The sequence below is a fragment of the Streptomyces sp. KR55 genome (assembly GCF_052245645.1).
GTDB lineage: Bacteria > Actinomycetota > Actinomycetes > Streptomycetales > Streptomycetaceae > Streptomyces > Streptomyces flavusporus.
In genome coordinates this window covers 1-12,952 of record NZ_JBQQCE010000271.1, presented here as the reverse complement: position 1 = coordinate 12,952, position 12,952 = coordinate 1, and the positions used below count along the sequence as shown (strand labels likewise).

11 protein-coding genes are annotated in these 12,952 nt (G+C 69.8%); all 11 read right to left on the bottom strand.

The window, feature by feature from the left end; genetic code table 11:
• Positions 1-132: 132 nt before the first annotated feature.
• Positions 133-399: a DUF2087 domain-containing protein gene (locus ACTWQJ_RS32145; protein WP_443310027.1), complete on the bottom strand. Its 267-nt coding sequence runs from the start codon at positions 397-399 to the stop codon at positions 133-135.
• A 322-nt stretch (positions 400-721) separates the two neighbouring features.
• Positions 722-2,371, bottom strand: coding sequence for a glucose-6-phosphate isomerase (gene pgi / locus ACTWQJ_RS32140; protein ID WP_443310025.1), 1,650 nt, complete (start codon positions 2,369-2,371; stop codon positions 722-724).
• Between the two features lie 154 nt (positions 2,372-2,525).
• Positions 2,526-2,861 (bottom strand): RNA polymerase-binding protein RbpA, encoded by a 336-nt coding sequence (locus ACTWQJ_RS32135; protein WP_129797281.1) that lies wholly within the window; start codon positions 2,859-2,861, stop codon positions 2,526-2,528.
• A gap of 200 nt (positions 2,862-3,061) precedes the next feature.
• Positions 3,062-3,292 (bottom strand): preprotein translocase subunit SecG, encoded by a 231-nt coding sequence (gene secG, locus ACTWQJ_RS32130; protein ID WP_443310024.1) that lies wholly within the window; start codon positions 3,290-3,292, stop codon positions 3,062-3,064.
• 113 nt (positions 3,293-3,405) lie between these two features.
• The gene (tpiA, locus tag ACTWQJ_RS32125) at positions 3,406-4,182 is read right to left on the bottom strand and encodes a triose-phosphate isomerase (protein ID WP_443310023.1); all 777 of its coding nucleotides are present in this window, start codon (positions 4,180-4,182) and stop codon (positions 3,406-3,408) included.
• Positions 4,183-4,188: 6 nt separating this feature from the next.
• Positions 4,189-5,400, bottom strand: a complete 1,212-nt coding sequence (locus tag ACTWQJ_RS32120) for a phosphoglycerate kinase (protein WP_224740140.1) — start codon at positions 5,398-5,400, stop codon at positions 4,189-4,191.
• A gap of 108 nt (positions 5,401-5,508) precedes the next feature.
• A complete protein-coding gene (gap, locus tag ACTWQJ_RS32115; RefSeq protein WP_224740139.1) occupies positions 5,509-6,516 on the bottom strand; it encodes a type I glyceraldehyde-3-phosphate dehydrogenase in 1,008 nt (335 codons plus the stop codon).
• A 238-nt stretch (positions 6,517-6,754) separates the two neighbouring features.
• A complete protein-coding gene (locus ACTWQJ_RS32110) occupies positions 6,755-9,709 on the bottom strand; it encodes a M14 family zinc carboxypeptidase (protein ID WP_443310022.1) in 2,955 nt (984 codons plus the stop codon).
• A 151-nt stretch (positions 9,710-9,860) separates the two neighbouring features.
• Positions 9,861-10,850, bottom strand: a complete 990-nt coding sequence (gene whiA, locus ACTWQJ_RS32105) for a DNA-binding protein WhiA (RefSeq protein ID WP_043499846.1) — start codon at positions 10,848-10,850, stop codon at positions 9,861-9,863.
• A complete protein-coding gene (locus ACTWQJ_RS32100) occupies positions 10,841-11,908 on the bottom strand; it encodes a gluconeogenesis factor YvcK family protein (protein ID WP_443310021.1) in 1,068 nt (355 codons plus the stop codon). Before ACTWQJ_RS32100 ends, whiA begins: the two co-directional genes overlap by 10 nt.
• The gene (gene rapZ, locus ACTWQJ_RS32095) at positions 11,905-12,924 is read right to left on the bottom strand and encodes an RNase adapter RapZ (RefSeq protein ID WP_443310026.1); all 1,020 of its coding nucleotides are present in this window, start codon (positions 12,922-12,924) and stop codon (positions 11,905-11,907) included. Before rapZ ends, ACTWQJ_RS32100 begins: the two co-directional genes overlap by 4 nt.
• Positions 12,925-12,952: the final 28 nt, after the last annotated feature.

Sequence of the window (12,952 nt, the reverse complement as noted above, 5' to 3'; positions counted from 1 at the left end):
CTCCTGCTGCTCCTCGGGGCGTCCGCCGTACTCGGCGCGACCGCCCTCGCCGCCCTCCCGGCCGCCCGAGCGGCCCGGCGCCGCCTCGCGGACACGCTCAGCGCGGTGGCCTGAGCGCGACTCCCGGCGTCGTCACCCGGAGACCGCGGTGACGCGCCGGTAGCTGCTGCCGTCGCGCTCGCGCACGAGCAGACCGTTCTCCACGCAGTAGCGGCGCAGCGCGGACGTGTCGTCGTGGACGGTGCGGAACGCCTCGTTGACCTCGCGCTCGGTATAGCTGCGCTCGGCCGCGAAGAGTGTTTCCGTCAGATGCTCGAGCAGTTCACGGCGTACGACCGGACGGACCGGGATCGACATCAGCCGCCCGTGGGCGAAGAACCCGGTCAGACGCCGGGGCACGCCGGCCGCCGCCGGTTCGGCGGGGCGTGCACGGCGGAAGACCGACGGGTCGGCCGTCAGGGAGCCGTCGGGATGGCGTTCCACGAGCCCGGCCGAGATCAGGCGTCCCAGGTGTTTGCGCACGGCGGGAGCGTCCTCCTCGCGCGGCGGCAGGTCCTGCAGCACGATGCGGGCGTACAGCTTCAGCCGTTCCGGGTCGGCGAGCGCGGCCAGGAGCTGATCCATGGGGTTCCTTCCGGCAGGTGACGGAGCCGGAGCAGTGTCACCCGCCGGCAGGTGGCCGCGCATCCGGATAACGTCCGCGCGGCCACCCGGCGCCGGCTCAACGCCCCCGCAGCTCCCGGTACTTGGCGACCAGCACCTTGGTGGACGCGTCCAGGCCGGGCACCTCGGCGCCCTCGGTGAGCGCGGGCTCGACGCGCTTGGCGAGGACCTTGCCGAGCTCGACGCCCCACTGGTCGAAGGAGTCGATGTCCCAGACCGCGCCCTGGACGAACACCTTGTGCTCGTACAGAGCGACCAACTGGCCGAGCACCGACGGCGTGAGCTCACGCGCGAGGATCGTGGTCGTCGGGTGGTCACCCTTGAACGTCTTGTGCGCCACCAGCTCCTCCGGCACACCCTCGGCGCGCACTTCGTCCGGCGTCTTGCCGAAAGCCAGTGCCTGCGTCTGGGCGAAGAAGTTGGCCATCAGCAGGTCGTGCTGGGCCTTCAGCTCGTCGCTGAGCTCGGCGACCGGCTCGGCGAACCCGATGAAGTCCGCCGGGATCAGCTTCGTGCCCTGGTGGATGAGCTGGTAGTAGGCGTGCTGCCCGTTCGTGCCGGGCGTGCCCCAGACGACGGGTCCGGTCTGCCAGTCCACCTCGCGTCCGTCCCGGCCGACGTACTTGCCGTTGGACTCCATGTCGAGCTGCTGGAGGTAGGCGGTGAACCTGGACAGGTAGTGGCTGTAGGGCAGCACGGCGTGCGACTGGGCGCCCAGGAAGTTGCCGTACCAGATACCCAGCAGGCCCAGCAGCAGCGGCACGTTGGACTCGGCGGGGGCGGTGCGGAAGTGCTCGTCGACCAGGTGGAAGCCGTCGAGCATCTCCCGGAAGCGGTCCGGCCCGATGGCGATCATCAGCGACAGGCCGATCGCGGAGTCGTACGAGTAGCGGCCGCCGACCCAGTCCCAGAACTCGAACATGTTGGCTGTGTCGATGCCGAACTCCGCGACTTTCTCGGCGTTCGTCGACAGCGCCACGAAGTGCCGGGCGACGGCGGCGTCGTCACCGAGGGCGTCCAGCAGCCACTTCCGCGCGGACGTGGCGTTGGTGACCGTCTCGATGGTGGTGAAGGTCTTGGAGGCGATGATGAACAGCGTCTCGGCCGGGTCCAGGTCGCGCGTCGCCTCGTGCAGGTCGGCGCCGTCGACGTTGGAGACGAAGCGGACCGTCAGATCGCGGTCGGTGAAGGCGCGCAGCACCTCGTACGCCATCGCCGGGCCCAGGTCGGAGCCGCCGATGCCGACATTGACGACATTGCGGATCCGCTGGCCGGTGTGCCCGGTCCACTCCCCCGAACGGACCCGCTCGGCGAAGTCGGCCATCTTGTCGAGAACGGCGTGCACGGCCGGCACGACGTTCTCCCCGTCGACCTCGATGACGGCCTCGCGCGGCGCCCGCAGCGCGGTGTGCAGGACGGCGCGGTTCTCGGTCGTGTTGATCTTCTCGCCGCGGAACATGGCGTCCCGTAGGCCGAAGACGTCCCTCGCGGCGGCCAGCTCGCGCAGCAGCCGCAGGGTCTCGTCGGTGACGAGGTGCTTGGAGTAGTCGACGTACAGGTCCCCTACCTGCAGCGTGTAGCCGGAGCCGCGCCCGGGGTCCGCCGCGAACAGATCCCGCAGATGGGTGTCCGCGAACTCCTCACGGTGCTTGGCCAGAGCGGTCCACTCGGGCGTCTGATTGAGCCTGGTACGGCCGTCTGCGTTCATGGTCCCAACCTAATTGATCAGCGGAATACGTGAGCTGTCGTCGCGTCGTCGTGCCGTGCAACAACAGATACGTTCACCTTGACCACAGGTGTCAGCACCACAGGGGGCAGCCGTCGGGCCGGGCACGGCTCGGTGCCCGGCCGGAGCTCAATTCCTAGATCTCGCCCCGCAGTTTGGCGAGCGCCTCGGCGAGGATCGCCTCGCCGTCCGCGTCGCTGCGCCGCTCCCGTACGTACGCCAGGTGCGTCTTGTACGGCTCGGTGCGCGGCGGGGCCGGTGGGTTGTCCCGGTCCTGTCCGGCCGGGAACCCGCAGCGCGGGCAGTCCCAGGTGTCGGGAACCTGTGCGTCGCTGGCGAAGCTCGGCTGTGTTTCGTGCCCGTTGGAGCACCAGAAGGAGACGCGCAGACGGGGCGCGGACTCGCCGCGCTCGGCCTCGCCCATCGGCCCCGCCCCGACCCGGCTTCCTCGGATCGCGTTGCCACTTGCCACGGTCGTAACTCCCTGCGTGATGGTGCCGCGAAGCGAGTCGGCGTTTCGCTTCGCTGCGAGCGCCTCAGTCTACGTAAGGCCCAACGCGCGTCCAGTGATTGGAGTTACCGACCCCATATCAAAGACGCAAGCCCCATGATAGGCCGCGCTCAGGTGCGCGTACCCAACATGGGGCGTTACGTGCGGAATGTGTGTGCCGGTCAGTTGTTGATCTTCATCAGGATGCCCAGCACGACAATGCACGCGAACCACAGCAGACCGACCACGACGGTGATGCGGTCAAGGTTGCGCTCGGCGACCGAGGAGCCGCCGACGGACGACTGCATGCCGCCACCGAACATGTCGGAGAGGCCGCCGCCCTTCCCCTTGTGCATCAGCACCAGCAGCATCATCAGCAGGCTGAAGACGATCAGGGCGATCGAGAACCCCATAACCACGGCTGGACCAACTTCCTCGGATCTGGATCGACGACGGGGTCCAGCATGCACTGCTGGACCCCGCAAGGGTACGACGTATCGCCGCTACCGCATACTCACTGGTCGACTCACTGGTCGCGGAAGCGGACGATCTTGACGAACTCGTCCGCGTCCAGCGAGGCGCCGCCGACCAGCGCGCCGTCGATGTCGGCCTTGGCCATGATCTCGGCGACGTTGCCGGACTTCACGGAGCCGCCGTACTGGATGCGGACCTTGTCGGCGACGTCCTGGGAGTACAGCTCGGCGAGCTTGCCGCGGATCGCCGCGCAGACCTCCTGGGCGTCGTCGGCGCCGCAGACCTTGCCGGTGCCGATGGCCCAGACGGGCTCGTAGGCGATCACGATGGACTCGGCCTGCTCGGCCGCCACGTCCTTCAGACCGCCCTCGACCTGCGCGAGCGTGTGCGTGACGTGGTTGCCCGCGTCGCGGACCTCCAGCTCCTCGCCGACGCACATGATCGGGGTCAGGCCGTGCTTGAAGGCGGCCTTGACCTTGGCGTTCACCAGCTCGTCGGTCTCGCCGTGGTACTGCCGGCGCTCGGAGTGGCCGACCGCCACGTACGTGCACTTCAGCTTGGCCAGCATCGCGCCGGAGATCTCGCCGGTGTACGCGCCGGAGTCGTGCGCCGAGAGGTCCTGGGCGCCGTACTTGATCTTCAGCTTGTCGCCGTCGACCAGGGTCTGCACGGAGCGCAGGTCGGTGAAGGGCGGCAGGACGGCGACCTCGACGGCCTCGTAGTCCTTGTCGGCCAGGGCGAAGGCGAGCTTCTGGACGTGGGCGATGGCCTCGAGGTGGTTGAGGTTCATCTTCCAGTTGCCCGCCATCAGGGGCGTACGGGTGGTCATTGAGGGTCAGTCCTCCAGTGCGGCGAGGCCGGGGAGCGTCTTGCCCTCGAGGTATTCGAGGGAGGCGCCGCCACCGGTCGAGATGTGGCCGAATGCGTTCTCGTCGAAGCCCAGGGTGCGCACGGCCGCGGCGGAGTCGCCGCCGCCGACCACGGTGAAGCCCGGGGAGTCGATGAGAGCCTGGGCGACCGCCTTGGTGCCCTCGGCGTAGTCGGGGTGCTCGAAGACGCCCATGGGACCGTTCCAGAAGACGGTGGCGGCGTCGGCGAGCTTCGAGGCGTACAGCTTGCGGGTCTGCGGACCGATGTCCAGACCCTCCTGGTCCGCCGGGATGGCGTCCGCGGCGACGGTGGTGGGGTTCGCGGGGGCCTTGGTCTTCAGGTCCGGGAACTCGGGGGCGACCAGGACGTCGACCGGCAGGACCAGCTCGACGCCGGTCTTCTCGGCGCGCTCGATGTACTCGGTGACGGCCGGGATCTGGTCCTCCTGGAGGAGGGAGATGCCGACCTCGTAGCCCTTGGCCTTGAGGAAGGTGTAGGCCATGCCGCCGCCGATGAGGAGGCGGTCGGCCTTGCCGAGCAGCTGGTCGATCACGGCGAGCTTGTCGGAGACCTTGGCGCCGCCGAGGGCGACGACGTACGGCCGCTGGACGTCCTCGGTGAGCTTCTTGAGGACGCCGACCTCGGTGGCGATGAGGTGGCCGGCGTAGTGCGGCAGCCGGGCCGGGAGGTCGTACACGGAGGCGTGCTTGCGGTGCACGGCGCCGAAACCGTCACCGACGTACACGTCGGCGAGGGCGGCGAGCCGGTCGGCGAAGGCGGCGCGCTCGGCGTCGTCCTTGGCCGTCTCGCCGGCGTTGAAGCGCAGGTTCTCGATGACCGCGACCTGACCGTTCGCCAGTCCGGCGACGGTGGCCTGCGCGGACTCGCCGACCGTGTCGGTGGCGAACTGCGCCTCGGCGCCGAGGAGTTCACCGAGGCGCCGGGCGGCGGGCAGCAGCGAGAAGGCGGGGTCCGGGGCACCCTTGGGGCGGCCGAGGTGCGAGGCGACGACCACCTTGGCACCGGCGTCCGCGAGGGCCTTGACGGTGGGCAGTACGGCGCGGATGCGGCCGTCGTCGGTGATGACACCGTCGGCCAGCGGCACGTTCAGGTCGGCACGGACGAAGACCCGCTTGCCGTCCACACCTTCCGAGAGAAGTTCGTCGATCGTCTTCATGAGGGGACTCCTGAGAGGGCTGGTCGATCAGTACGTGCGGCAGGGCTCGGACAACGCGGTGTGCGCTGACCGAGCCCTGCTCTCACATCGAGGTGCCTGCTCCGGTGATCAGAGCTGGTTGCCGACGAAGACCGTGAGGTCGACGAGGCGGTTGGAGTAGCCCCACTCGTTGTCGTACCAGCCGATGACCTTCACGTTCTTGCCCTCCTGGACCATGGTCAGGGAGGAGTCGAAGGTGCAGGACGCCGGGGCGTTGACGATGTCCGAGGAGACGATCGGGTCCTCGGTGTACTCGAGGAGGCCCTTCAGCTCGCCCTCGGCGGCCTTCTGGAAGGCGGCGTTGACCTCTTCCTTGGTGACCTCACGGCCGAGCTCGACGACCAGGTCGGTGACGGAGCCGGTCGGGACCGGGACGCGCATGGCCATGCCGTCCAGCTTGCCCTTGAGCTGCGGCAGGACCAGGGCGGTGGCCTTGGCGGCACCGGTGGTGGTCGGGATGATGTTCTCGGCGGCGGCACGGGCGCGGCGCAGGTCCTTGTGCGGGAAGTCCAGGATGCGCTGGTCGTTCGTGTACGCGTGGACGGTCGTCATCAGACCCTTGACGATGCCGAAGTTCTCGTCGAGGACCTTGGCCATCGGCGCCACACAGTTGGTGGTGCAGGAGGCGTTGGAGATGACGTGGTGGTTCGCCGGGTCGTACTTGTCGTGGTTGACGCCCATCACGATGGTGATGTCCTCGTCCTTGGCCGGGGCCGAGATGAGGACCTTCTTCGCACCGCCCGCGATGTGCTTCGCGGCGTCTTCCTTCTTGGTGAAGATGCCGGTCGACTCGATGACGATGTCGACGCCCAGCTCGCCCCAGGGGATGTCGGCGGGGTTGCGCTCGGACAGCACCTTGATGGTGTGGCCGTCGACGGTGATCGTGTCGGCGGTGTGCGTGACCTCCTGCTTGAGGCGGCCCAGGATGGTGTCGTACTTCAGCAGGTGAGCGGTGGTCGCGGTGTCACCCAGGTCGTTGACAGCCACGATCTCGATGTCTGCACCCTGCTCCAGCAGCGCGCGGAAGTAGTTACGACCGATGCGGCCAAAGCCGTTGATGCCTACGCGGATCGTCACGAACCGATCTCCTCGTTGGTACGCCGGTGTCTTGACGCCGGCGAGCTGTATGGGATGTCCCCGACCGGATCCGACCCTACCTCCCCGAGGCCTCCGGGGTGACATCGAGATGGCCCATACACGGCACTGCGGTCCGTACCCGCCAGTAGGGGTACGGACCGCCCGGGCCGCGAGAGCCGATCACCCTGAATGACTACGCGGAGTCGGCGGTCGTTGACCGTCGTCGACCTTTGGAAACTCAGTCGTCGAGTGCTGCGAGTGCCTCCCCGATCAGGGCTCTGCGGTCGGCCGCCGCGGTGACGTGCTCCAGGCCGAAGCCCAGCAGCACGGTGTCGTCCGTGGTGACCGCTCCGTATGTCTTGAACAGTTCGCCGGACAGCCCCCAGTCCTTGACCACCGCGGGGCTGCCCGAGGGCGGTCCCGGGGTGCTCCAGGCGCCGAGCGACGTCTCGAAGCCCTCGGCCTCGCCGGCCGTACCGCCGATGACGACGGAGGCGTTGTCGGCGAGGACGCCGTGGCCGCCGGAGCCGGGGTCGGTGATGTAGGAGAGCGAGACCTCGACCGTCTTCCCCGCGTAGGCGGAGAGATCGAACTCGACCTCCTGCCAGCCGTCCGAGGCGCCGGTGAAGCTGTTCCAGGAACCGCTCGTCCCGGTGGGCGTGCAGCCGCCCTCGCCCAGGGTCAGATACCGCTCGAGGGCCGGATGCGCCTGGACGAAGTAACCGGCCTCGCACTCGGTGGGCACGGCGGTGCCGGTGGCGCCGCCCTTCTCCGGGAGGGTGGTCCAGTCGTCCGCCCCGGCGGTGTGCGCCTCCAGGACGGCGTGGTCGTAGCCCTGCTCGGTGTCCCACAGGAGCCGGGTGCGCAGGGTCGGGGCGTCGGCCGCGCTGACGGAGGTGAGGTCGATGGTCCGGGTCAGACGGTTCCAGGCGTAGTCGGAGTGCGTGACGGCCGCCATGGAGGCGCCTTCGTACGGGCCGTACGGGTTGACCGTCCCCGGGTACTGGCCCGCGCCCGCGCTCTCGAACTGCGGGAACGTCTCCACGGGCAGGGTGTCCGAGGTGACGCCGAAGGATCCGGCCGCGTTCAGCGGGTTGCCGGGCGCGTCGCCGAGGGTTCCGGTGACGCCCGCCAGCCTGCCGGTGCCGGTGAACGCCGTGGCGTCCGGCAGGGACGTACGGCTGTAGGCGCCCAGGTAGTACTGGCCGAAGTCGTTCGACAGGGTGCCTCCGCCGAGGTCGACCGAGCCGCCGGCCGTCTCGCCCGCCTCGATCAGCCTGCCGCCCTCGTTGAGGTGGGCGCGCAGTTCGAGCTGGGTGGCGACGCCGGGCCGGACCGCGCCGGTGTGGTGGACGACGGTGTCGAAGTGCTTCAGTACGCCCAGCGCGTCCGGGGCGCCCTGGGTGGCGACGTCCCAGACGAGCGCCTTCCTGCCGTTGGCCTTCAGGGCGTCCACGTACATCTGTGCCTGGGTCGCGGGCGCCCCCTCCTCGGCGACGACGAGCGTGTCCGCGCGCGGCCGTTCGGCCACCGTGTACGTGAAGTGCTCGCTCTCGGTGCGCTTCCCGCTCTTCGTCTCACCGGTGAACCAGACCTCGACCCTGTCCCCGGGATCGCCGTCGTCGACTTCGGCCCGGTACTCGTCGAAGTGGAGGTTGTCCTCACCGCCGAACGTCTCACCGCCCTGCCACGGCCGGAGCGCCACGTCCTGCGTACGGCCGCCGTTGACGCGGTACCTGAGCTCCTTGTCCCGCACGGACCTGCGTGCGACGACGGAGACCTCCTGGTCGGCGCCGCGCGCGTACGACGTCGTGAAGGCCGCCGGTGTGAAGTCGGGGGCGTCGATGCCGACCGACGACTTCGGCCGGTCCGGCCGGGCCGCGGACTCGGCGACGGAGAGCGCGAACGGGATGTTCTTCTCGAACTCCTGCTGGATCAGCTTCTCGTCGTCCGGGAAGGTGAAGATCGACGCGCAGTCCGCGGGCTTCCAGGCATCGTCCGGGTCGACGTTCGAGGCCGTCTGACAGGTCGACATCTCCGGTGTGAACATCGCGGTGCCGTTGATGTTGGCCGCGTGACCGTCCGCCTCGCCGTTGGTGGTGTAGAGCTCGGAGGAGAGCTGCGGGTGGTAGCCCGGGATCGCGGAGTTCTCCGGCGTACCGGCGAGGGCCTTGTAGAGCACGTCGTCCGGGGTCGGCGTGGCCACCTGCCAGCCGACCCCGTAGAGGAGGAGTTCGGCGGCGGAGTGGTAGTTGATGCCGTACTCGAAGCCGATACGCCGCTCGAAGGCGTCGAGCGCCTTGGTCTCCGGTTCGGAGTTCGGGCCGGGGCCGCGGTAGGTCTGGCTGGTGGGGTACGGGGACGAACCCTCGTCGTCGTAGCCCCACTTGTAGGCGAAGTTGCGGTTGAGGTCGACGCCGTCGCCGATCGTCCAGGCACCGTCGCCGTTGTTGTCGCGCATGTTCTTGCGCCACTGGCGGTCGCCCTCGGGGGCGTGGGTCCAGTCGTAGCCGTCGGGGTTGGCGACGAGGACGAACCACAGCTCGGTCGTGTCGACGATCCTCTTGATCCGCTTGTCCGTGGCGTAGTTGTCCAGGTAGTGGTGCATCAGCCGCCGGGTCATCTCCGGGGTGATCCACTCGCGCGCGTGCTGGGTGGACATGTACAGGGTGGAGGGCTTGGCTCCGTCCTTGGTCCGCTTCGCGTTCCTGGTGAGCTTGAGGGCGAGGATGTCCTGGCCCTGGACCGTCTTGCCGATGGAGACGACCTTGGTGAGTGACGGGTGCTCCTGGCCGGTGCGGAGGATCTCCTCCTTGAGACCGCCCGTTCCGCTGTACGGCCGGTAGACGCCGTCCCCGGCGGCGGCCACACGCGCGCGTGCCTGCGCCGAGAGCTTGTGCTCCCTGAGGTCGACGCCCTGCTTTTCGAGTTTCCTGGCCTGCTTGTCGGTGAGGTAGACCTCGACGGTGGCGGTGCCCTTGTCGGGAGCCTGTTCGCCGAGTTCGTGACCGTCCTGACCGGTTGCGAGCAGCAGGGGGATCTGCTGCTTGGTGACTTCGGCGCGGTAGACCTTGACCTCTTCCGCGTCAGGACTCGTGGAACTGGTGCCCTGTGCCTGGGCGAAGGGTGCGATGCTTGCTCCACCGATCAGGAGCGCGCCGACAGCGAGGATCGATCTCGCTCTGTGTCTCATTTACCCCCCTGGTACTGGATCGCCCCAGTGGCGAATAGCTGCCAGGCTCATGACACTTCATGATCGAGTCAAGGGCGCCTCCGACACGCACACACGCCGGTGCCGACCACCCAAGTGGGCGTCGGCACCGGCGTGCTGATCGCTCGTCAGGTCATCCCGCGAGGTTGTCCGCCAGCTCCTCGGTGAGGTTGGCCTCCGTGCCCGGGATACCGAGGTCGGCGGCCCGCTTGTCGGCCATGGCCAGCAGGCGGCGGATACGGCCCGCGACGGCGTCCTTGGTCAGCGGCGGGTCGGCGAGGGCGCCCAGCTCCTCCAGGGAGGCCTGCTTGTGCTCCATGCGGAGCCGGCCGGCGGCGGCGAGGTGCTCGGGGACGTCGTCGCCGAGGATCTCCAGGGCGCGCTGGACGCGGGCGCCGGCGGCGACGGCCGCGCGGGCGGAGCGGCGCAGGTTGGCGTCGTCGAAGTTGGCGAGGCGGTTCGCCGTGGCGCGGACCTCGCGGCGCATCCGGCGCTCCTCCCAGGCCAGCACCGACTCGTGGGCGCCGAGGCGGGTGAGGAGGGCGCCGATGGCGTCGCCGTCCCGGACGACGACCCGGTCCACGCCGCGCACCTCGCGGGCCTTCGCGGCGATGGACAGCCGGCGGGCGGCGCCGACGAGCGCGAGCGCGGCCTCGGGGCCGGGGCAGGTCACCTCGAGCGAGGAGGAGCGGCCGGGCTCGGTGAGCGAACCGTGCGCCAGGAAGGCGCCCCGCCAGGCCGCCTCGGCGTCACAGGTGGCCCCCGAGACCACCTGCGGGGGCAGACCGCGGATCGGGCGGCCCCGGCCGTCCACGAGGCCGGTCTGCCGGGCCAGCTGGTCGCCGCCCGCGACGACGCGCACGACGTAGCGCGAACCGCGCCGCAGCCCGCCCGGCGCCATCACGATCAGCTCCGAGCTGTGCCCGAAGATCTCCAGGATGTCCCGCTTGAGGCGGCGGGCCGCCATCGCGGTGTCCAGCTCCGCCTCGATCACGATGCGCCCGCTGACCAGGTGGAGGCCGCCGGCGAACCGCAGAATGGCGGAGACCTCCGCCTTCCTGCAGCAGGTCCGGGTGACGGGGAGCCGGGAGATCTCATCCTTCACCGCTGCCGTCATCGCCATGGGCCGATCCTTCCATGCATCCGAAAAATACGGTCGTACGCGGCAGCCAGCAGCTCCGGATCGTGCCGCGGAGTTCCGTCCCTCCGGGCCACCGGGGCCAGCTCGACCGCGGCCCCGAAACGCCGGGCGGCGTCGGTCAGCGAGTCGCGGTCGGGCACGGCGGCCTCGTCGGCCAGCACCACGTCCAGGGCGAGTTTAGGGGCGTGTCGTCCCAAAACCTCCAAATGACGCTGCGGGGAGAAGCCCTCGGTTTCTCCGGGCTGCGGGGCGAGGTTCAGCGAGAGTACCCGGCGCGCCTTCGTCTCCATGAGGGCGTCCAGCAGTTCGGGCACGAGCAGGTGCGGGATGACCGAGGAGAACCAGGAGCCGGGGCCGAGCACCACCCAGTCCGCGTCCAGGACCGCCTCGACGGCCTCGGGTACGGCGGGCGGGTCGTTCGGCACGAGGTGCACGGACTGCACCTCACCGGGGGTGAGCGCCACGGTCGCCTGGCCGCAGACCGTCTCGATCTCCTCCGGCCGGTCCGGGTCGTGCCCCTTGACCAGGGCCTGGAGCTCCAGGGGCACGGCGGACATGGGCAGCACGCGCCCTTGCGCGCCCAGCAGCTTGCCGACCAGGTCGAGCGCCTGGACGTGGTCGCCGAGTTGCTCCCACAGAGCGACGATCAGCAGGTTGCCCACCGCGTGTTCGTGCAGTTCGCCCTGGGACTGGAAGCGGTGCTGGATGACCCGGGCCCAGGTCTGGCCCCACTCGTCGTCCCCGCACAGCGCGGCCAGCGCCTTGCGCAGGTCGCCGGGCGGCAGCACGCCCAGCTCGTCGCGCAGCCGGCCGCTGGAGCCGCCGTCGTCGGCCACGGTGACGACGGCGGTGAGATCGCCGGTGATCCGGCGCAGCGCGGCGAGCGAGGCGGACAGGCCCATGCCACCGCCGAGGGCGACCACCTTGGGCTGGGCGCCCCGGCGGCGCGCCCGGCCACCCCGGGGCTCGGCGAGCCGGCCGCCGCGCCCTTCCGGGGTGACCCCGCGCAGCCTGCTGAGCCGCGACGTACGTCCGGTCATTCGCGTCCCATGTCCCGGTGCACGACCACCGTCTCCACGCCCTCGGCCGCGAGGCGCGCGGCGAGCTTCTCCGACATGGCGACCGAGCGGTGCTTGCCGCCCGTGCAGCCGACCGCGATGGTCACATACCGCTTGCCCTCGCGCCGGTAGCCGGTCGCGATGAGCTGGAGCAGCTCGGCGTAGCGGTCGAGGAACTCCTTCGCGCCGGGCTGGTTGAAGACGTACGAGGCGACCTCGTCGTTCAGGCCGGTGAACGGGCGCAGCTCGGGCACCCAGTGTGGGTTGGGCAGGAACCGGCAGTCGACGACGAGGTCGGCGTCGACGGGGAGGCCGTACTTGTAGCCGAACGACATCACGGTGGCCCGCAGCTCGGGCTCCTCCTCGCCGGCGAACTGGGCGTCCATCTTGGCGCGCAGCTCGTGCACGTTCAGGCTGGAGGTGTCGATCACCAGGTCGGCGTCGCCGCGCAGCTCGCGCAGCAGCTGACGCTCGGCGGCGATGCCGTCGACGATGCGGCCGTCGCCCTGGAGGGGGTGCGGGCGGCGCACGGACTCGAAGCGGCGCACCAGGGCCTCGTCGGAGGACTCCAGGAAGACGATCCGCCGGGTGACGCCTCTGCTGTCGAGGTCGGCGAGGGACTCGCGGAGGTTGTCGAAGAAGCGGCGGCCGCGGACGTCGACGACGACCGCGATCCGCGCCACGTTGCCCTGGGAGCGGGCGCCGAGCTCCACCATGGTGGGGATCAGGGCGGGCGGGAGGTTGTCGACGACGAACCAGCCGAGGTCCTCCAGACACTTCGCGGCCGTCGAGCGTCCGGCTCCGGACATGCCGGAGATGATCACCAGCTCGGGGATGGCCGTCTCGGGGACCCCGTTGCCTTCGACGCCCGTACCCACCTGTGCTCCGTTTTCCCGAGGCGCATCATCCTGCCGGGTGCGGTCCTCGCCGGTTTCCTTGTGCGTTTCCCTGGGTGCCTGATCTCGCTCGGCTGTGGGCTGCTTCTCGTGCTCGGTCATCTCTCCTGCCCCCGTCGCTCGTCCGGTG

Coding starts and splice junctions, on each gene's coding strand:
- pgi (WP_443310025.1), bottom strand. CDS start 2,371: ATGAACGCAGACGGCCGTACCAGGCTCAATCAGACGCCCGAGTGGACC.
- secG (WP_443310024.1), bottom strand. CDS start 3,292: ATGGGGTTCTCGATCGCCCTGATCGTCTTCAGCCTGCTGATGATGCTG.
- tpiA (WP_443310023.1), bottom strand. CDS start 4,182: ATGACCACCCGTACGCCCCTGATGGCGGGCAACTGGAAGATGAACCTC.
- ACTWQJ_RS32120 (WP_224740140.1), bottom strand. CDS start 5,400: ATGAAGACGATCGACGAACTTCTCTCGGAAGGTGTGGACGGCAAGCGG.
- ACTWQJ_RS32110 (WP_443310022.1), bottom strand. CDS start 9,709: ATGAGACACAGAGCGAGATCGATCCTCGCTGTCGGCGCGCTCCTGATC.
- whiA (WP_043499846.1), bottom strand. CDS start 10,850: ATGGCGATGACGGCAGCGGTGAAGGATGAGATCTCCCGGCTCCCCGTC.
- ACTWQJ_RS32100 (WP_443310021.1), bottom strand. CDS start 11,908: ATGACCGGACGTACGTCGCGGCTCAGCAGGCTGCGCGGGGTCACCCCG.
- rapZ (WP_443310026.1), bottom strand. CDS start 12,924: ATGACCGAGCACGAGAAGCAGCCCACAGCCGAGCGAGATCAGGCACCC.